This is a genomic window from uncultured Oxalicibacterium sp. (assembly GCF_913776015.1).
Lineage (GTDB): Bacteria > Pseudomonadota > Gammaproteobacteria > Burkholderiales > Burkholderiaceae_D > Oxalicibacterium.
This window is the reverse complement of record NZ_CAJYMD010000033.1, coordinates 1-19,873: the sequence shown is the minus strand read 5'-3', so window position 1 is coordinate 19,873 and position 19,873 is coordinate 1. Positions and strand designations below refer to the sequence as shown.

Below are 19,873 nucleotides of genomic sequence, written 5' to 3'. Positions count from 1 at the left end.
ACCTTCTTAATTGCAGGGCGAATTGTGAATTGTGCTGCTGCGGGAAAGACAACGACATTGATGATGCATTCATAAATAGTGCTTATGCGGCCATGGCGGAAATCTGGAACATGATCGGCTGTGGTGCATTGGGTTGCGATGTGGCGAGGCACTCGTTGAGAATACGTTTGGCGCACGAATTGCACTTGCCGCAGCAGGTGCCGACTTCGAGCTTATCGCGCAATTCCGACATGCGCGTGACACCGGCGTCAATCGCTTGACGAATTTTTCCGTCTGAAACATTGCTGCACACACAAACAATCATCGTTGCCTCTTGCCGTCTACGTTGTAGGTTAACCAAGCCGAAAATGTAAGTTCTTTTTATGTGCGAAGCCGGCATCGAGGCCGGCATTCGTTACTGCAATTCCCTTTCAGACGTCTTCTAGTTCAGACGGTTATTGCCTGAAACCAGCCGAGTCAGGATGCCGAATCGTTCTACAGGTGGCATGGCGCGTTCCACGACCACCGCCCATTGTTCCGACAGTTGCTGGCAGGTAGCACGCAATACGGGGGCAAGATCGGGCAAATCTGCCAAGGCCTTCAAATGACGTTCGATGACGGACGCCAATTTGATGCATGCACTGCTTTCCTGATTGCCAGCCGTGTATTGCGACATCAGGTGCAATACGGCTGAAACCAGAAGCTCCGGCTGGGCCGAAGCGGTGGTCGGTTCTTGCAACGCGCGCGCCGCTTTGTCGATCGCCATCAAACTCTCCTTATCAGGTTGGTCTGGCTGGCTGGCGCAACGAATCGTTGTGCGGGCTGGCTGCAGGAATCGCCGGGGTAATGCGTAGGTACTGCTTGTTACTGCAATGTCACGCCGTCAAAATCAGTTTGTTCAACTGAGTCAGACGCAGACGATAAATGCGACCTTCATGCGCGATTTCAACTTCACGCATTTGCTGGAACAGGTCGCGACTGTTGATACGTTCAACCGGCTTGTCCGCTACTGCATGTACACGTGGTGCCGAAGGTCGGGTTTGCTGCATATTCCTTTGTGCCGTGATCGCCATTATATCCTCTTTATTAAATGAGAACAATTCTTGTTTAGATTATTGTCCAACTAAAAGCGGATTGCAAGTATTTTTCTTTGTATGTGGTTTCTGCAGTTAAAGAAAACGTGAAGCGTCCTGCGCAAGAGAAATTTTGCACAAAAGCGAGTGGAACAAAGAACGGAGGGAAGGGATTTGCCGGGCAGCAGGTGTGTGCACGCCCGCAAACGCCTTAACGTAGGGGCGAGAAAGAATCGGCTCTGGCAATCGGCCAGTAGCGGGCGAAGACTTCGGGCAACGTGCTGGATGCGGTGGTTTCTGCCTCGCTGAGCAGTTGGCCCGGTTCGAGGTAGGGCAGCAGGGAGGAAACGAGCTTGACCTGATTGGCCGAGACGCGTCTGACCAGATGATGCGGCCGCAGATCAGCGGGATGTGTGAGTCCGGCCGCGGCAATCAGTTCGGCCAGCGCCTTCAGCGTGTTCTGATGAAAATGGAAAACGCGTTGCGCCTTGTCGGGCACGATGATTGCGCGCTGCCTTAGCGGATCTTGCGTGGCGATGCCGGTTGGGCAGCGATCGGTATGACAGCTTTGCGACTGGATGCAGCCTAGTGCGAACATGAAACCGCGCGCCGAATTGCACCAGTCGGCGCCGAGTGCCAGCGTGCGCACCAGATCGAAGGCAGAAACGATCTTGCCGGAGGCGCCGAGCTTGATCTTGTCGCGAAGTTTGGCGCCGACCAGTGTGTTATGCACGAGCAGCAGCGCTTCCTGCAGCGGTACGCCGACATGATCGGTGAATTCGACGGGGGCCGCGCCGGTGCCACCTTCGCCACCATCAATCACGATGAAATCCGGCGTAATGCCGGTTTCCATCATGGCTTTGACGATGCCGAAAAATTCCCAAGGATGGCCGATGGCCAGTTTGAAGCCGGTCGGTTTGCCGCCGGACAGCGTGCGCAATTGTTCGATGAATTGCAGCAGGCCCAGCGGCGAATCAAAGGCCGAGTGCGAAGAAGGCGAGATGCAATCGATGCCTTCAGGAATTCCGCGCGCTTCGGCAATCTCTGCGGTCACCTTGGCGCCGGGCAGCATGCCGCCATGGCCGGGTTTGGCACCTTGCGACAGCTTGATTTCGATCATTTTCACTTGCGGTGAACTGGCATTTTGCGCAAAACGTTCGGGCGAGAACCGGCCATGTTCATCGCGGCAGCCGAAATAACCCGAGCCGATTTCCCACACCAGATCGCCACCCGGTTCATGTTCTCGATCGGGCCGGTGATAACGGCTGATGCTGCCTTCGCCGGTGTCGTGCATGAAGCATCCCATTTGCGCCCCTTGATTGAGTGCGCGAATGGCATTGGCCGATAGCGAGCCGAAGCTCATCGCTGAAATATTGAACACGCTGGCGGAGTAAGGTTGCGCGCGTTCGGCACCGATCGTGATGCGAAAATCGTGCGATCCGACCGTGGCCGGCTGGATCGAGTGATTGATCCATTCGTAATCGCTCTTGTAGACATCCATTTGCGTACCGAAAGGACGTTTGTCCACGGCTTGCTTGGCACGTTGATAGACGAGTGAGCGTTGATTGCGCGAAAACGGATTCGGTGCCGTGTCTTCCTCCAGAAAATACTGGCGAATTTCGGGGCGTACCGATTCCAGCAGATAGCGGAAGTGTGCCAGGATGGGGTAGTTGCGCAGCAGCGCATGTTCCTTTTGCGCCAGATCGCGCAGGCCGAGTGCCGTCAATCCGCCCGCCGCAATAAACAGCCACCAGGCGCTATCAAACAGCAGGGCATAAATCAGCGAACCAAAAAACAGAACAATCGCGATCACCATCGCGATGTAGCGTACAGGCATTAAGCGCATTGCGACTCCTGGAACAAGCACGAACAAGATGACGTTGCAATGCGACAGTGTACAACGTGAAAAATTGCCGAATCGTAATTTGCCAAACGAATCGCGCTATGCTTGACTGTCAGATGCAGCCTCACTTGGGTGAAATATGGAAGCCGATAGCGCGGTATATAAAACACTTCTGGAATCGACCAAGGCGATTCCATGGAAGCTTGATTGGCAAACGATGACGTTTGCGTATATCGGGCCCCAGATAGAGGCTTTGTTGGGTTGGCAAACCCATTCGTGGAAAACCGTGCAGGATTGGGCGGATCGTATCCATGAAGAAGACCGCGAACGCGTAACCAGTTTCTGTTTTGCGCAATCTAAGGAGGGCGTTGATCACGAGGCGGATTATCGTGCCTTGACCAAAGATGGGAAATACATCTGGATTCGCGACGTGGTGCATGTCGTGCGCAATGCGAGTGGCGAGGTGGAAGCGTTGATCGGTTTTATGTTTGATATCAGTGAGCGCAAGAAGACCGAGGCACAACTCATTGAAATGCAAAAGGAATTGGAAGCGCTGTCATTTAAGGATGGCTTGACCGGTGTCGCCAATCGCCGCATGTTCGATTCCGTCATGGAAGTGGAGTGGGCCAATGCGCGGCGCAACAATCAACCGCTGGCGTTGATCATGGTCGATATCGACTATTTCAAGCAATACAACGATTGCTACGGCCACTTGCAGGGCGATGAGTGCCTGAAGCGGGTTGCCTGTACGCTGGCCTCGGCGGCTACTCGTTCAGCAGATTTCTTTGCGCGTTTTGGCGGAGAGGAATTCATGCTGGTGCTGCCGGGAACGGATGAGGTGGCTGCGTTGACGGTGGCCGAGCGCTGTCGCAGCCTGATTTTCAAGGAGCAGATCGTTCACGCGAAGTCTCCAGTGAGTCAGATTCTGACGATCAGCATGGGCGTCGGTGCCATCGTTCCTAATCATCAGGAGACGATTGTTGATTTTATCGAGACGGTAGATCGTCGCCTGTATTTGGCCAAGCAGCGTGGGCGTAACACGATTGCCGGCGAAGGACGATAAAAAAGCCGCCCATGCAAGCATGTGGCGGCTTTTTTTGTGTAGCAATCAGACCGTCGCGTTACTGGTGTCGATGATCCCGCCACCCAGGCAGACATCGCCCTGATAGAGCACGGCCGACTGCCCTGGCGTGACCGCCCATTGCGGATTCGTGAACTTGAGGGCAAAGCCTTCATCGGTTGCCTGCTGTTTGCATTCGACATCAGCTTGGCGATAGCGCGTCTTGGCGCAAACGTCAATGTCGGCTGGTGGCGTGCCGGCGATCCAGCTCATTTGTCCCGCATGCAATTCCGATGACAACAGCCACGGATGATCGTGTCCTTGCACGACGTAGAGCGTGTTGTTGGTAACATCCTTGCGAGCGACGTACCAGGCATCGCTGGTGCCGTCGGCATTGCGATGTGTTTTCAAGCCGCCAATGCCGATGCCCTTGCGTTGTCCCAGCGTGTAAAAACTCAAGCCGACATGCTCGCCGACAATGGTGCCATCGGGCGTTTTCATCGGGCCGGGTTGGTACGACAGATAGCGATTCAGGAATTCGCGGAACGGGCGTTCGCCGATGAAACAGATGCCGGTCGAATCTTTCTTGGTCGCATTCGGCAGTTGCAGTTGTTCGGCGATCTTGCGGACTTCCGTTTTTTTGATGTCGCCCAATGGGAACAGCGTTTTCGCTAATTGCTCCTGATTGAGGCGATGCAGGAAGTAACTCTGATCCTTGCTGGCATCGACGGCTTTCAATAGTTGTACTTGTCCTGCGTCGGGGCCGCTGGCGATGGTACGCACGCGCGCGTAATGACCAGTCGCGATCAGGTCGGCGCCAAGCGAGACGGCATGATCGAGAAAAGCCTTGAACTTGATTTCCGCATTGCACAGCACATCCGGGTTCGGTGTGCGACCGGCTTCATACTCGCGCAGGAATTCGGCGAACACGCGATCTTTGTACTCGGCAGCAAAATTGACGGCTTCGATATCGACACCGACGACATCGGCCACGCTTGCCGCATCGATCCAGTCCTGCCGCGTCGAACAATATTCGGAATCGTCATCGTCTTCCCAGTTCTTCATGAACAGACCGATGACTTCGTAACCCTGTTCTTTCAGCAGCCAGGCCGAAACTGAAGAATCGACGCCACCGGACATGCCGATGACGACACGTTTCTTAGCCATTCGCAACCTCGTAGACGGAGGCGTGCGTTTGCAGATAGGACAGCGGTACGCGTTTGCCAGCCAGATAATCATCCACACGCTGCAGCACCGATGGGCTGCGATGACGATCGCGGCAGGCGACCATTTCATCGTAAGTCATCCAGACGGCGCGCAGTATGCCCACATCGAGCGGCTGATCGTGCTGCGCACCGACTTCGCCGCAAAAGGTAAAGCTTAAATAGGTGATGTCCTTGCCGGTACGCGCCGAGACATAGCGCGACATATAGATACCAATCAGGCCGGTCGGTGTGAATTCGTGTGCAGTTTCTTCCATCGCTTCGCGCGCGACGGCCTGCTCCAGCGATTCGCTGGGGTCGAGATGGCCTGCCGGTTGGTTAAAGCGAATGCCTTCGCTGGTTTCTTCTTCTACCAGCAAATAGCGGCCTTCGCGCTCCATGACGGCGGCGACAGTGACAGAGGGTTTCCAGATATCAGACATGATGGCTTTCGGAATAGCCCGCTATTCTAGCTTGCACGCGGAAAACTTGCCCGGCATGTTTCGTTTCCTGCAACTTTTGTAATAGAATGCCGAGGTTTTTTTCGGAAAAATTGCCCTAAATCCTTTGCTTGGCGAGCATTTGGCCGTATCCTTGCCGGTTCATTTCTTTGGCAATTCTTGCGTGAAGCTTACGGAATTGCCGGTTTGTCGTAGCGGATGCGGGCTTGACCAACGTCGCCTGGCTGCTCTCGGCTACAGAAGGAATCGGGCGCAGCGTGCTGTGCAACGGCGTTCGCCGCCGGAAACCCTATATAGATGTGTCGGCACCAGTGATGGTTGCCGGCAGAATTTTAAGCAAACGGAACAAAACTATGCAGCGCATCATGCTCAGGGCCAAGATTCACCGCGCAACGGTGACCCAGGCCGACCTGCATTATGAAGGCTCTTGCGGTATCGACGAAGAGTTGTTGGAAGCGGCCGACATCAAAGTTGGCGAGCGTATTGAGCTTTACAACGTCAACAATGGCGAGCGTTTTGCGACGTACGCCATTAAGGGTGTACGCGGCAGCGGCGAGATTTCGCTCAACGGCGCAGCAGCGCGTCGCGCGCACCTTGGCGATCTGCTCATCATCTGTACTTATGGACCGATGAGCGACGAGGAAATCGAAACCTACGTCCCCAAGATTGTCTTTGTCGACGAAAACAACCGCATCACGGGACTGAAGCAACAGTAATCGGTTGCAGCACCAGAAAAACCCGGTCGCGCCATGGAGCTGCTTGAACCGGGTTTTTGACTATGTGCCGTTGTGCGTCCCAAACAGAATTTAAACAACTTAAGAGAGAAGGCATGTCTTTAGTTATAGGAGTGCCGCGGGAGACCTTCCCCGGTGAAACACGTGTCGCAACCGTTCCCGAGGTTGTGCAAAAGCTCATCAAGCAAGGCTATGCCATCGTCGTCGAATCCGGCGCCGGTGCGGCCAGCAATATCAGCGACGATGAATATCGTGAAGCTGGCGCAGAAGTTGTCGGCTCTGCCGCCGAAGTCTGGGCCAAGGGCGACATCATTTTCAAACTGCGCGGCCCGAACGAGGAAGAAGTTGGCCTGCTGAAAGAAGGCGGTACGCTGGTCAGCTACATCTGGCCTGCGCAAAATCCGCAATTGATGGAAAAGCTGGCTGCCAAGAAGGCAACCGTGCTGGCCATGGATTCGGTGCCACGTATCTCGCGCGCACAGAAGATGGACGCATTGTCCTCGCAAGCCAACATCGCCGGCTATCGTGCCGTCATCGAAGCGGCCAATGCATTCGGTCGCTTCTTCACGGGTCAGATCACGGCCGCAGGCAAGGTTCCACCAGCCAAGGTATTCGTGATTGGTGCGGGTGTGGCTGGTTTGGCTGCCATCGGTACAGCGGCGAACCTCGGCGCCATCGTTCGTGCGAACGATACGCGTAAGGAAGTTGCCGACCAGATCATTTCGATGGGCGGTGAATTCATCGCTGTCGATTACGAAGAAGACGGTGCCGGCACCGGCGGTTACGCCAAGGTCATGTCGGAAGAATTCCAGAAGGCACAGCGCGAAACCTTCGCGCAGCAAGCCAAGGAAGTCGACATCATCATCACCACCGCATTGATTCCAGGCAAGCCAGCGCCGAAGCTGATCACGGCTGACATGGTCAAATCGATGAAGCCGGGTTCGGTCATCGTCGATCTGGCAGCAGAGCAGGGTGGTAATTGCGAACTGACCGTTCCGGGCGAAGTGACGACCGTGCATGGCGTGACCATCATCGGTTACAAGGATCTGCCAACGCGTCTCGCAAAAACCGCTTCGACGCTGTACGCCACCAACCTATTCCGTCTCTCGGAAGATCTGATCAAGACCAAGAGCGTCGACCCAGCCGGTCAAGGCGCTGCGGCGATCAAGATGAACATGGAAGACGAAGTCGTACGTGGCACGACCGTCATCGATCAAGGCAATGTGACCTGGCCACCGCCAGCACCGAAGCTGTCGGCTGCGCCTGCGCAACCCAAGCCTGCTGCTGCACCTGCGCCAGCACACGGTCATGGTCCAAGCACCACCGTGGCATCGCCGACGCGTGTGGCTGTCATGTTTGTTTTCGCAGCATTGTTGTTCGGCCTGATCGGCTTTGGCGCGCCTTCCGCGTTCCTCGGCCATCTGACGGTATTCGTATTGGGTTGCTTCATCGGCTACATGGTCGTCTGGAATGTGACGCCGGCACTGCATACCCCACTCATGAGCGTCACCAACGCCATTTCGTCGATCATCGTGATCGGCGCGCTGGTACAGGTTGCGCCTCCGCTGGCTGGGGGTATCACGCGCCCTGAAATGTTGATCAAGGTCATGGCAGCCCTGGGCATCGTCCTGACCGCCATCAACATGTTCGGTGGTTTTGCCGTTACCCGTCGCATGCTCGACATGTTCCGTAAGAATTAAGAAGGAGACCCCAAGTGTCTGCAAATCTGGCTACTGTCTCCTACATCGGAGCAACAATTCTGTTTATTCTCAGTCTGGGTGGCTTGTCGCATCCGGAAACCTCGCGTCGCGGCAACCTGTACGGCATGATTGGTATGGGCATCGCCGTTTTGGCGACGGTGTTTGGCCCACGCGTGACCGCTGATGGCTACGCATGGATCATCATTGCGCTGGTCGTTGGTGGTGCAATCGGTCTGTACGCGGCCAAGGTCGTCAAGATGACCGAAATGCCTGAGCTCGTCGCATTGATGCACAGCTTCGTCGGTCTGGCTGCTGCATTGGTTGGTTTCGCCAGCTATGTCGATCCATCGCTGCACTTCGAGGGCGCGGAAAAGACCATTCACGATGTCGAAATCTATGTCGGCATCCTGATCGGTGTCGTGACCTTCTCGGGTTCGCTGATCGCTTTCGGTAAGCTGAACGGCAAGATCGGCGGCAAGCCGCTGATGCTGCCGGCACGTCACTGGCTCAATCTGGGTCTGTTGGTCGTTGTAATCTACTTCGGTGCCAAGTTCATCCAGGCTGAAACCGTTGCAGAAGGCATGACCCCGCTGATCATCATGACGGTCATCGCCCTGCTGTTCGGTATTCACATGGTCATGGCCATTGGTGGTGCCGATATGCCGGTCGTAGTGTCGATGCTCAACAGCTATTCGGGTTGGGCTGCTTCAGCAACCGGCTTCATGCTGAGCAACGATCTGCTGATCGTGACCGGTGCACTGGTCGGCTCGTCGGGTGCGATTCTGTCCTACATCATGTGTAAGGCAATGAACCGTAACTTCTTCAGCGTGATCGCCGGTGGTTTCGGTGGTGGTGCACCAAAAGCTGGTGGCGCTGCCAAGGAACAAGTTGGCGAAGCAACGCCAGTGTCGGCACAGGAAACCGCCGAACTGCTGCGCGAAGCCAAGAGCGTCATCATCGTTCCAGGTTACGGCATGGCAGTTGCACAAGCACAGCACACCGTGAACGAGATCACCAAGTTCCTGCGTGAAAAGAAAGTCAACGTGCGTTTCGCGATTCACCCGGTTGCCGGTCGTATGCCTGGTCACATGAACGTGTTGCTGGCGGAAGCGAAAGTGCCGTATGACATCGTGCTGGAAATGGACGAAATCAACGAAGACTTCCCGGATACCGACGTCGTCATGGTCATTGGCGCAAACGACATCGTGAACCCGGATGCACAGGACGATCCGGACAGCCCGATCGCTGGTATGCCGGTTCTGGAAGTGTGGAAAGCAGAAACCACCATCGTCATGAAGCGCTCGATGGCTTCGGGTTACGCTGGTGTCGACAATCCACTATTCTATAAAGAAAACAATCGCATGCTGTTCGGTGATGCGAAGAAGATGCTGGACGAAGTATTGGCAACGCTCAAAGCCTAAGCTTCTTCAGCTCGATCAAAAAAGCCCGCGCAAGCGGGCTTTTTGTTTTATGGACGCTGGTGTGCGAACTTGAAGGGTAGTGGCTGCATAGGCGTATTGATAGCGCAGGCAATGCGAAGAAGGTGCATATCTACCTACTCCAGTAACCGGGCTGGTTATACATTTCCTGCAAGTGACGGATGAATACGCGTACCTTGGCGGGAACATTGCTCTGGCTTGGGTAGACGGCCATGATGTCGTATTCAGGAATCGCATAATCGTCGAGCACCGTAACGAGGGTGCCGCTTTCTAGCTGGCTCTGGATCTCCCATACTGAGCGCCAGGCAATGCCCAAGCCTTCCGTCATCCAGCGGTGCAGCAATTCGCCGTCGTTGCAATCCAGGCTGCCATTGACGCGTACCGACACCATGCGGCCTCGGTGGTTGAAATACCAGCCGCGCTGCTGGCCGCCTTGCAAGTTGAAGGCAAGGCAATTATGCTTGGAGAGGTCATCCAGTGTCCGGGGTTTGCCGTGTTTCTGGAAATATTCCGGCGTGCCGCAGACCACGCGCTTGTTGGACGCTAGCTTGACGGCAACGAAGTTCGGATCGATGTTGCCGCCGATACGAATCCCCATGTCATAGCCTTCCTGCACCAGATCGACCACGCGGTCAGTCAGGTTGAAGGACATTTTCAGACCCGGATGTTGCTTCAGGAAGGATGGCGCGTAAGGTGCAACGTGCTGTCGGCCGAAGGACGCGGGTGCGGAAACGATCAAGTGTCCGGCAACTTGATGTTGTCCTGCGGAAATGGCGCTTTCTGCCAAATCCAGTTCCGTCAGCATCTTCTTGCAGTGCTCCAGATAGACGGAGCCTTCTTCTGTAAGAGCCAGACGGCGTGTCGAGCGGTGCAGCAGGCGAACGCCGAGGCGTTTCTCCAGCGTATCGATGCGGCGCCCGACCATGACAGGCGTGACTTGCAGCGCCAAAGCGGCGGCGGCAAAGCTGCCGTGCTCGACGGCAGAGGTAAACGCTTCGATTTGTTTGAGCTTATCCATTCGATACCTGAAGTATTTAATGGGTTGAACAAATGTTCTATTCTCAAATTATTGCATAGCAATTAGTATACGTACCTGTAAAAATTCGCATTAGTCGTAAAAATTTCATTCACTGGAGGTAATGATGGCAAAGATGACCGCAGCCCAGGCAGCAGTCTGGATTCTGCAAAAAGAAGGTATTGATCAGGCGTTCGGCGTTCCTGGCGCAGCGATCAATCCGTTCTACTCGGCATTGCAAAAAAACGGCACGATCAAGCACATTCTGGCGCGTCACGTAGAAGCTGCGACCCACATGGCCGAAGGCTACACGCGTGCAGCAGCCGGTAATATCGGCGTTGCGCTGGCAACCTCGGGCCCTGGCGGCACCGACATGGTGACCGGTCTGTACTCGGCACAAGCTGACTCGATCCCGATTCTGTGCATCACCGGTCAAGCACCGCGCGCACGTATTTACAAGGAAGACTTCCAGGCTGTCGATATCGAATCGATCTCGAAGCCAGTGACCAAATGGTCGGTCATGGTGCGTGAGCCAGCGCTGGTTCCACAAGTGTTCCAACAAGCATTCCACATCATGCGTTCGGGCCGTCCAGGTCCTGTGTTGATCGATCTGCCATTCGATGTGCAAGTTGCTGAAATCGAATTCGATCCGGATCTGTACGAGCCATTGCCAGTCTACAAGCCAGCAGCAAGCCGCAAGCAAATCGAGCGCGCACTGTCGATGCTGAACGAAGCAGAGCGTCCATTGCTGATCTCCGGTGGTGGCGTGATCAATGCTGACGCAACTCCGCTGATGCAAGAATTCGCTGAACTGGTCAACGTGCCAGTCGTGCCAACCCTGATGGGCTGGGGCACCGTTCCTGATGACCACCCACTGATGGTCGGTATGGTTGGCCTGCAAACCTCGCATCGTTATGGCAATGCCACGATGCTGGCTTCGGACTTCGCATTCGGTATCGGTAACCGTTGGGCAAACCGTTTCACCGGTTCGATCGACGTCTTCACCAAAGACCGCAAGTTCGTTCACATCGACATCGAACCAACGCAGATCGGCCGTGTGTTCGGTCCTGACCTCGGTATCGTTTCCGATGCAAAAGCGGCTCTGACCTTGCTGGTTGAAGTTGCCAAAGAATGGAAAGCTGCCGGCAAACTGAAAAACCGTGATGCATGGTTGGCCGAATGCCAGAAACGCAAGCGCACGATGCTGCGTAAGACCGACTTCGACGTCACGCCGATCAAGCCACAACGTGTTTACCAGGAAATGAACACCGTGTTCGGCAAAACCGCACGTTATGTATCGAACATCGGTCTGTCGCAAATCGCTGCCGGTCAATTCCTGCACGTCTACAAAGAACGTAACTGGATTAACTGCGGTCAAGCAGGTCCATTGGGCTGGACCGTTCCAGCTGCTCTGGGTGTCCGGGCTGCCGATCCAACCAGCGAAATCGTTGCCATCACCGGCGATTACGACTTCCAGTTCCTGATCGAAGAATTGGCTGCTGGCGCACAGTTCAACCTGCCATACATCCACGTGTTGGTGAACAACTCGTACCTGGGCCTGATCCGTCAAGCACAACGTATGTTCACGATGGACTACTGCGTTTCGCTGGCATTCGACAACATCAACTCGACCGAAAACGCTTCGTACGGTGTTGATCACGTCAAGGTCACGGAAGGCCTCGGCTGTAAAGCAATTCGCGTCTACAACCCAGACGACATCCAACCAGCTCTGCGCAAAGCGCAAGAGTGGATCAAGGAATTCAAAGTGCCGGTCGTTGTCGAGATCATCCTCGAACGCGTTACCAACATCGCGATGGGTACCGAGATCAACGCGATCAATGAATTCGAAGAAATCCTGGATGTGAAGGAAGACTAAGATGACGAAACTTGCTGCTAATCTGACGATGCTGTTCAACGAGGTGCCATTCATGGACCGCTTTGAACAAGCTGCAAAGAATGGCTTCAAAGGCGTTGAATTCTTGTTCCCTTACGATTTCCCGGCGGCTGATGTCGCTGCGAAATTGAAAGAAAACAATCTGGAAATGGTCTTGCACAATCTGCCAGCCGGTAATTGGGCAGCAGGTGAGCGCGGTATCGCTTGCCATCCGGATCGTGTGGAAGAGTTCAAGGCCGGTGTCGACAAGGCAATCGAGTACGTCAAGGTACTCGGCACCAAACAGGTCAACATCCTGTCGGGTATCGTGCCTGCCGGCGTGACGCATGAGCAAGCAGAAGCGACCCTGGTTGCGAACTTGAAATATGCGGCTGCCAAGCTGAAAGAAGCGGGTATTCCACTGTTGATCGAAGCGATCAACACGTTCGATATCCCAGGCTTCTTCCTGACCGGCACCAAGCAAACGCTGGACATCATCGCCAAGGTTGGTTCGGACAATCTGTTCTTCCAGTACGACATCTATCACATGCAACGCATGGAAGGTGAGCTGGCAAACACGATCAAGAATAACCTGAAAGTGATTCCACATCTGCAGTTGGCCGACAATCCAGGCCGCTTCGAACCAGGTACCGGTGAGATCAACTACACCTACCTGTTCAAGTATCTGGACGAAATCGGATACCAAGGCTGGATCGGTTGCGAGTACAAACCGAAAGCCGGTACGGTAGAAGGTCTCGGCTGGCGCGCTGCGCACGGCGTGTAAGAGAAAAAATCATGGGCGGTCTTCGGGCTGCCCATGACTTTTATCGGACTTTCACGTTCTCGTCACACAAGCATTGCACCATACGCGTACCATCACGGTCGCGTTTCATTAAAAAACTCAGGAGTCAATAACATGGCAAAAGTCGGATTTATCGGTTTGGGCATCATGGGCGCGCCAATGGCCCTCAACCTGCAAAAAGGTGGCCACGAGCTGTACGTTCACGATCAGAAAGCACCTGCACAGGAACTGATCGACGGTGGCGCAAAAGTCTGCGCATCGGGCGCTGAAGTTGCCAAGAACGCTGACATCATCATCACCATGGTGCCGGATACCCCGCACGTGGAAGCCGTTCTGTTCGGCGAAAACGGTGTTGCTTCGGGCATCAGCAAAGGCAAGATCGTTGTCGACATGAGCTCGATCTCGCCAATCGCGACCAAAGAATTCGCCAAGAAAATCAACGCACTCGGCGCTGAATACCTGGATGCACCAGTATCCGGCGGCGAAGTCGGTGCAAAAGCAGCCTCACTGACGATCATGATCGGTGGTTCGGAAGCCGCTTTCAACACCGTCAAGCCACTTTTCGAACTGATGGGCAAGAACATCACGCTGGTTGGCGGTAACGGCGATGGTCAGACCACCAAAGTTGCGAACCAGATCATCGTTGCACTGAACATCCAAGCTGTTTCCGAAGCCCTGTTGTTCGCATCGAAAGCCGGTGCCGATCCAGCCAAAGTGCGTCAGGCACTGATGGGTGGTTTCGCCAACTCGCGTATTCTGGAAGTGCACGGCGAGCGTATGGTCAAACGTACGTTTAACCCAGGTTTCCGTATCGAACTGCACCAGAAAGATCTGAACCTGGCATTGCAAGGCGCCAAGTCGATGGGCGTGACGCTGCCGAACACTGCAGCAACCCAGGAACTGATGAACGCTTGCGCTGCAAACGGTTTGAGCGGCATGGATCACTCGGCACTGTGCCGCGCGATCGAAATCATGTCGAACCACGAAATCGCCAAGGCGTAATTCGTCGTTGGCAGTACACCGCAACTTCGGTTGCGGTGAGCGAGCCGGCGTTGCAGCAGTCAGCGATGCCGGTTCGTGTTCCCCGTTTTTTGATTTACCGTTGAAAGTATCCTGTTCCCATGTCGATTGATCCCCGCCAGTTTTTGAACGACCTGTATGACACCGCAGTTGAGGCTGTGAGCGCACGCAAGTGCATGCCCGCCTACCTGCCCAAGCAATCCGCCAAAGGGCGCACGCTGGTGATCGGCGCCGGCAAGGGCGCAGCGGCAATGGCAAAGGTCGTTGAAGATACGTGGCCGGGCAAGGTCGAAGGCTTGATCGTCACGCGTTACGATCACGGTGCCGACTGCAAGCAGATCGAAGTGGTCGAAGCCGCGCATCCGGTACCGGATGAAGCTGGTCGTGCTGCTGCCGGTCGCATGCTGGACATGGTCAAGGGTTTGACCGAAGATGATCTGGTGCTGTGCCTGATTACTGGTGGCGGTTCAGCGCTGTTGAGCCTGCCGGGCGAAGGTATCACGCTCGAACAAAAGCAGGCATTGAACAAGGCATTGCTGAAGAGCGGTGCCACGATTTCCGAAATGAATTGCGTGCGCAAGCACCTGTCGGCCATCAAAGGCGGTCGTCTGGCATTGGCATGCGCACCGGCCAAAGTCATCACGCTGCTGATTTCCGACGTGCCAGGCGACGATCCAGGCGTGATCGCTTCCGGCCCGACGCTGCCGGATCCAACGACTTGCGAGCAATCGCTGGCGATCCTGAAGAAGTACAACATCGACCTGCCCGACAACGTGCGCAAGCATCTGGAATCCGGTGCGGGGGAAACCCCGAAACCGGACGACGTGCGTTTTGCCCGCAATGAACATCACGTCATCGCGACAGCACAGCACGCACTCGAAGCCGCTGCGGAAAAGGCACGTGCCGCAGGCATCACGCCATACATCCTGTCGAACGATCTCGAAGGTGAATCGCGCGACGTCGGTATGGTGCATGCCGCACTGGCCAAGCAGGTTGCCAAGTACGGCCAGCCATTTGCCAAGCCATGCGTGATTCTGTCCGGCGGCGAAACCACGGTGACGGTGCGCGGCAATGGTCGTGGTGGCCGTAACGCCGAATTTCTGTTGAGTCTCGCCGTGTCCTTGCAAGGTACGCCAGGCATCTACGCATTGGCCTGCGATACCGATGGTATCGATGGTTCGGAAGACAATGCCGGCGCGCTCTACACACCGGATTCCTGGACGCGTGCAGTAGACAAGGGCTTGAACGCCAAGGCCATGCTGGAAAACAACGACGGTTATGGTTTCTTCAGCGGTCTCGACGATTTGATCGTCAGCGGTCCGACGCGTACCAACGTCAATGACTTCCGCGCCATCCTGATTCTGTAATTTTCCGAATCTGCCTCGATGAAAGTTTCGTCGGGGCGTTTGATTTTATTTATCTCAACTTAAAAGAAGACTGTCATGAGACGTAATCGCAAAGCAAAAATCGTTGCTACCCTGGGCCCAGCAAGTGGTGATGTAGAAACCATCAGCGCGCTGTTCGAAGCTGGTGTGGACATGTTCCGCTTCAACTTCAGCCACGGTTCGCACGAAGATCACCGCGCACGTCACGAAATCGTGCGTGGCCTGGAAAAAAAATACGGTCGTCCAGTTTCCATCCTGTGCGATTTGCAAGGTCCAAAAATCCGTCTGGGCACCTTCAATGGTGATTCCGCTGTCCTGACCGCCGGTCAAGAATTCGTTCTTGATCGTGATCAAACGCCTGGCGACGCAACCCGCGTTTATCTGCCCCATCCTGAACTGTTCGCCGCTGTCAAAGCGGGCCAGAACCTGTTGTTCGATGACGGCAAGATTCGCGTGTCGGTAGAAAGCAATACGGGTGACCGCATGGTGACGCGCGTGACCACCGGCGGCAAAATTTCGAACCGCAAAGGCGTCAACGTACCAGACGCAATCCTGCCAATTCCTGCAATGACACCGAAAGATCTGGTCGATCTGGAGTTTGCTCTGTCGTTGGGCGTGGACTGGGTTGCACTGTCGTTCGTGCAACAAGTTTCCGATATCGAAGACGCACGCAAGATCATCGGCGATCGCGCGCTGATTCAATCGAAGATCGAAAAACCAGCCGCCATGCTCGACATCGATGCAATCTGCAAAGCATCCGACTCCGTGATGGTGGCGCGTGGTGACCTCGGTGTTGAACTGCCGATCTCGCAAGTGCCACGTGCGCAAAAAGAAATCATCCGCGTATCGCGTAAATACGGTCGTCCAACGATCGTTGCAACGCACATGCTGGAATCGATGACCGAATCGCCAATGCCAACGCGTGCAGAAGCATCGGACGTTGCAAACGCGATCTACGAAGGCGCAGATGCGGTCATGCTGTCGGCTGAATCGGCCAGCGGTAAAAACCCTGTTCGCGCCGTCCAAATGATGGACAGCATCATCAAGGAAGTGGAAAGCGATCCTGTCTACCGCACGCTGCTTGACGCACAACAAGTGACGCCACGTCCAACGCCGGAAGATGCAATCTGCAACGCCTTGCGTGACACCACCGCTGCGATCAAGGCAGCTGGCACCGTGACTTACACCAAGTCCGGTAGCACCAGCATGAGCGCTGCACGCGTTCGCCCAACCACGTCGATCCTGAGCATCACGCCAGAACTCAAAACCGCACGCCGTCTGGCATGGGTTTGGGGCATCCACTCGATCGTCGGTAAAGACGTGCACTCGGTTGACGAAATGGTCAGCGAAGCAGTGACGGCTGCAGAGCGCGAAGGTTTTGCCAAGAAGGGCGATTACATCGCGATCTCGGCTGGTCTGCCATTCGGTGAGTCGGGCACGACCAACCTGTTGCACATCGCAACGATCAAGTAATGTATGACGGTTCTGAGGTGCAAGTGATCGCACTTCAGAACTGACATCAATGGATTGTCAGAAATCGGCGATCGGCGCCGATTGAAGCAAAAGCTGATGCAAGCGGTTGAGGCAAGATTCAGCGGCAATCCATTCATGTCAGATGTCAAAGTTTGACTGCGGTCAATGTCGGTATCGGCATCAGTTCATAGACTGATGTTGTTGCCACAAAGACGGCAACAGCAGTAGATGTCGTAAAAGAAGTTGCAACACATAGCTAGGGGTCCTAGGTCAAATGCAGTTCGTTTGGCCGGGTGCGAAAAACCCTTGAACCTGATCTGGATAATGCCAGCGAAGGGAAGCTGAAGAAGAGATCGTTCGCACCTGATCGGCGGGCGTGTACGATCGCTTCCCACCTCCTTAGCTGGCTCCAAGCCGTAGTTAGCCAAGGAGCCAAAATGAATGCCAATCCGAAGTTTCTCTCTGCTACCGCCACGGTAGACGAAGCAGCCATCCAGCCGCTGCCCAATTCCCGCAAAATCTACATTCAGGGTTCGCGCCCCGACATTCGCGTTCCCATGCGCGAGATTTCGCAGGCCGACACACCGGCTTCGTTCGGTGCCGAAAAGAACCCGCCAATTTATGTCTACGATACCTCAGGGCCTTATACCGATCCTGAAGTGAAGATCGATATCCGTTCCGGTCTGCAAACGCCACGCCTGCCGTGGATTCTCGAACGTGAAGATACGGAGGAACTGGCAGGCCCGACATCGGCTTACGGCATCGAACGTCTCAACGATCCCAAGCTGGCCGAGTTGCGTTTCAACCTGCATCGCAAGCCACGTCGCGCTATCGCTGGCAAGAACGTCACGCAAATGCACTATGCGCGTCGCGGCATCATCACGCCGGAAATGCAATTCGTCGCGATTCGCGAAAACATGAATCGCAAGGCTTATCTCGAAGAACTCAAACGCTCCGGTCCGAAGGGCGAAAAGCTTGCCGAGATGATGGGCCGCCAGCATCCGGGGCAATCGTTCGGCGCCGCGATCCCCAAGGAAATCACACCGGAATTCGTGCGCAACGAGATTGCCATGGGGCGTGCCATCATTCCCGCCAACATCAATCACCCTGAAGTCGAACCGATGATCATCGGTCGCAACTTCCTCGTGAAGATCAATGCCAATATCGGCAACTCGGCCGTTACTTCCTCGATCGGCGAGGAAGTGGAAAAAATGACGTGGGCGATTCGCTGGGGTGGCGACAACGTGATGGACTTGTCCACTGGCAAGCACATTCATGAAACGCGCGAATGGATCATCCGCAATTCGCCGGTGCCGATCGGTACGGTGCCGATTTATCAGGCGCTGGAAAAGGTCAACGGCAAGGCCGAAGACCTGACGTGGGAAATCTTCCGTGACACGCTGATCGAGCAAGCCGAACAGGGCGTCGATTACTTCACGATCCATGCCGGCGTGCGTTTGCAATACGTACCGCTGACGGCCAAGCGCATGACGGGCATCGTCTCGCGCGGCGGCTCCATCATGGCGAAGTGGTGTCTCGCACATCATAAGGAATCCTTCCTTTACGAACACTTCGAAGAGATTTGCGAAATCATGAAGGCCTACGACGTGTCGTTCTCGCTTGGAGATGGTTTGCGTCCGGGGTCAATCTACGATGCGAACGATGAAGCGCAGCTTGGCGAATTGCGTACGCTCGGTGAGCTCACGCAGATCGCGTGGAAGCATGATGTGCAGGTGATGATCGAAGGGCCGGGCCATGTACCGATGCATCTCATCAAGGAGAACATGGACCTTCAACTCGAGCATTGTCACGAAGCGCCGTTCTACACGTTGGGGCCTTTGACGACCGACATTGCGCCAGGTTACGACCACATCACCTCGGGTATCGGTGCAGCTCAGATCGGCTGGTATGGCACGGCGATGCTCTGCTACGTCACGCCGAAGGAGCATCTGGGCTTGCCGAACAAGACCGACGTCAAGGACGGCATCATCACCTACAAGATCGCTGCGCATGCTGCCGATCTGGCTAAGGGCCATCCGGGCGCGCAGATTCGCGACAACGGATTGTCAAAAGCGCGCTTCGAATTCCGCTGGGAAGATCAGTTCAACATTGGTCTCGATCCCGACAAGGCACGTGAATTTCATGATGAAACATTGCCCAAGGATTCGGCCAAGGTGGCGCATTTCTGCTCGATGTGCGGCCCGCATTTCTGCTCCATGAAGATCACGCAGGAAGTGCGCGATTACGCTGCGAGTCAGGGTATTTCGGAGATTGCCGCACTCAAGCAAGGGATGGAAGTAAAGGCCGTCGAGTTCGTCAAGACGGGTGCCGAGCTGTATCGCAAGCAATGATCGAGATCGAACTCAACGGCGCTCCGCATCAGATCGCGCACGGTTCTACCGTGGTCGATCTGATTGCGGCGTTGTCCTTGACAGGCAAAGCATTGGCGGTCGCCATCAATCGTGAGGTGGTGAGTGGCAATCGTTGGTGCGACCGTGTTCTCGAACCCGCTGATCGCGTCGATATCGTACGTGCCATCGGCGGTGGTTGAAGTCAGCGAAGGCTAACTAATGCAGACGATGCAGGCGGCATGTGAATGTCGTTCGCATCATTTTGTTTGTGTTGCCTGTCGGCGGCATTTGCCTGCCAAATTTTCTGGAGATATTGCATGTCCTCGTTTGAAGAGTCCCAATTGACCATTGCCGGCAAGGCCTACAAATCGCGCCTGCTGGTCGGCAGCGGCAAGTACAAAGACCTGACCGAAACCCGCGAAGCCAGTCTGGCCAGCGGCGCCGAAATCGTCACCGTCGCCAT

Annotated in this window: 18 protein-coding genes, 1 pseudogene and 1 riboswitch; of the genes and pseudogenes, 12 read left to right on the top strand and 7 right to left on the bottom strand. The window is 55.2% G+C overall.

Features of this window, described 5'->3' with window-relative positions:
• Nucleotides 1-82 precede the first annotated feature (82 nt).
• From QZ725_RS05175 to QZ725_RS05160, 4 genes are all read right to left on the bottom strand, one after another.
• Nucleotides 83-304, bottom strand: coding sequence for a (2Fe-2S)-binding protein (locus QZ725_RS05175; RefSeq protein ID WP_293777020.1), 222 nt, complete (start codon nt 302-304; stop codon nt 83-85).
• Nucleotides 305-421: 117 nt separating this feature from the next.
• The gene (locus tag QZ725_RS05170) at nt 422-745 is read right to left on the bottom strand and encodes a hypothetical protein (protein WP_293777018.1); all 324 of its coding nucleotides are present in this window, start codon (nt 743-745) and stop codon (nt 422-424) included.
• Between the two features lie 109 nt (nt 746-854).
• Nucleotides 855-1,028 carry a hemin uptake protein HemP gene (locus QZ725_RS05165; protein WP_293777062.1) on the bottom strand — a complete coding sequence of 58 codons (174 nt, stop codon included), beginning with the start codon at nt 1,026-1,028 and terminating at the stop codon, nt 855-857.
• Nucleotides 1,029-1,263: 235 nt separating this feature from the next.
• Nucleotides 1,264-2,898, bottom strand: coding sequence for an FMN-binding glutamate synthase family protein (locus QZ725_RS05160; RefSeq protein ID WP_293777016.1), 1,635 nt, complete (start codon nt 2,896-2,898; stop codon nt 1,264-1,266).
• Between the two features lie 136 nt (nt 2,899-3,034).
• Between QZ725_RS05160 and QZ725_RS05155 the strand changes: the two genes are divergently transcribed.
• Entirely contained in the window at nt 3,035-3,958 is a 924-nt protein-coding gene (locus QZ725_RS05155; RefSeq protein ID WP_293777014.1) for a sensor domain-containing diguanylate cyclase, read from the top strand.
• Nucleotides 3,959-4,003: 45 nt separating this feature from the next.
• On the opposite strand, the gene mnmA is transcribed toward QZ725_RS05155, so the two are convergent.
• Both mnmA and QZ725_RS05145 read right to left on the bottom strand, forming a co-directional pair.
• The gene (gene mnmA / locus QZ725_RS05150; protein WP_293777011.1) at nt 4,004-5,122 is read right to left on the bottom strand and encodes a tRNA 2-thiouridine(34) synthase MnmA; all 1,119 of its coding nucleotides are present in this window, start codon (nt 5,120-5,122) and stop codon (nt 4,004-4,006) included.
• The gene (locus tag QZ725_RS05145; RefSeq protein ID WP_293777009.1) at nt 5,115-5,600 is read right to left on the bottom strand and encodes an NUDIX hydrolase; all 486 of its coding nucleotides are present in this window, start codon (nt 5,598-5,600) and stop codon (nt 5,115-5,117) included. The genes mnmA and QZ725_RS05145 overlap by 8 nt, the downstream gene beginning before the upstream one ends.
• 371 nt (nt 5,601-5,971) lie before the next feature.
• Between QZ725_RS05145 and panD the strand changes: the two genes are divergently transcribed.
• The 3 genes from panD to pntB all read left to right on the top strand — a co-directional run bounded on the left by panD (nt 5,972) and on the right by pntB (nt 9,473).
• Nucleotides 5,972-6,334, top strand: a complete 363-nt coding sequence (panD, locus tag QZ725_RS05140; RefSeq protein ID WP_293777059.1) for an aspartate 1-decarboxylase — start codon at nt 5,972-5,974, stop codon at nt 6,332-6,334.
• Between the two features lie 113 nt (nt 6,335-6,447).
• Nucleotides 6,448-8,052, top strand: a complete 1,605-nt coding sequence (locus QZ725_RS05135; protein ID WP_293777006.1) for a Re/Si-specific NAD(P)(+) transhydrogenase subunit alpha — start codon at nt 6,448-6,450, stop codon at nt 8,050-8,052.
• 14 nt (nt 8,053-8,066) lie between these two features.
• Nucleotides 8,067-9,473: a Re/Si-specific NAD(P)(+) transhydrogenase subunit beta gene (gene pntB, locus QZ725_RS05130; RefSeq protein ID WP_293777003.1), complete on the top strand. Its 1,407-nt coding sequence runs from the start codon at nt 8,067-8,069 to the stop codon at nt 9,471-9,473.
• A 130-nt stretch (nt 9,474-9,603) separates the two neighbouring features.
• On the opposite strand, the gene QZ725_RS05125 is transcribed toward pntB, so the two are convergent.
• Nucleotides 9,604-10,509 carry a LysR family transcriptional regulator gene (locus QZ725_RS05125; RefSeq protein ID WP_293777000.1) on the bottom strand — a complete coding sequence of 302 codons (906 nt, stop codon included), beginning with the start codon at nt 10,507-10,509 and terminating at the stop codon, nt 9,604-9,606.
• 124 nt (nt 10,510-10,633) lie between these two features.
• Between QZ725_RS05125 and gcl the strand changes: the two genes are divergently transcribed.
• The 8 genes and pseudogenes from gcl to QZ725_RS05085 form a co-directional block, all read left to right on the top strand.
• Entirely contained in the window at nt 10,634-12,382 is a 1,749-nt protein-coding gene (gcl, locus tag QZ725_RS05120; RefSeq protein ID WP_293776966.1) for a glyoxylate carboligase, read from the top strand.
• Between the two features lies 1 nt (nt 12,383).
• Nucleotides 12,384-13,163 carry a hydroxypyruvate isomerase gene (hyi, locus tag QZ725_RS05115; RefSeq protein ID WP_293776963.1) on the top strand — a complete coding sequence of 260 codons (780 nt, stop codon included), beginning with the start codon at nt 12,384-12,386 and terminating at the stop codon, nt 13,161-13,163.
• Between the two features lie 132 nt (nt 13,164-13,295).
• Nucleotides 13,296-14,183, top strand: a complete 888-nt coding sequence (glxR, locus tag QZ725_RS05110; RefSeq protein ID WP_293776961.1) for a 2-hydroxy-3-oxopropionate reductase — start codon at nt 13,296-13,298, stop codon at nt 14,181-14,183.
• 119 nt (nt 14,184-14,302) lie between these two features.
• A complete protein-coding gene (locus tag QZ725_RS05105) occupies nt 14,303-15,568 on the top strand; it encodes a glycerate kinase (protein WP_293776959.1) in 1,266 nt (421 codons plus the stop codon).
• A gap of 75 nt (nt 15,569-15,643) precedes the next feature.
• The gene (pyk, locus tag QZ725_RS05100) at nt 15,644-17,059 is read left to right on the top strand and encodes a pyruvate kinase (protein WP_293776957.1); all 1,416 of its coding nucleotides are present in this window, start codon (nt 15,644-15,646) and stop codon (nt 17,057-17,059) included.
• A 248-nt stretch (nt 17,060-17,307) separates the two neighbouring features.
• Nucleotides 17,308-17,415, top strand: a riboswitch (TPP riboswitch).
• Nucleotides 17,416-17,496: 81 nt separating this feature from the next.
• Nucleotides 17,497-19,410: a phosphomethylpyrimidine synthase ThiC gene (gene thiC, locus QZ725_RS05095; RefSeq protein ID WP_293776955.1), complete on the top strand. Its 1,914-nt coding sequence runs from the start codon at nt 17,497-17,499 to the stop codon at nt 19,408-19,410.
• Entirely contained in the window at nt 19,407-19,610 is a 204-nt protein-coding gene (thiS, locus tag QZ725_RS05090; RefSeq protein ID WP_293776953.1) for a sulfur carrier protein ThiS, read from the top strand. The genes thiC and thiS overlap by 4 nt, the downstream gene beginning before the upstream one ends.
• 117 nt (nt 19,611-19,727) lie before the next feature.
• A pseudogene (locus QZ725_RS05085) lies at nt 19,728-19,873 on the top strand (thiazole synthase); the annotation flags it as partial.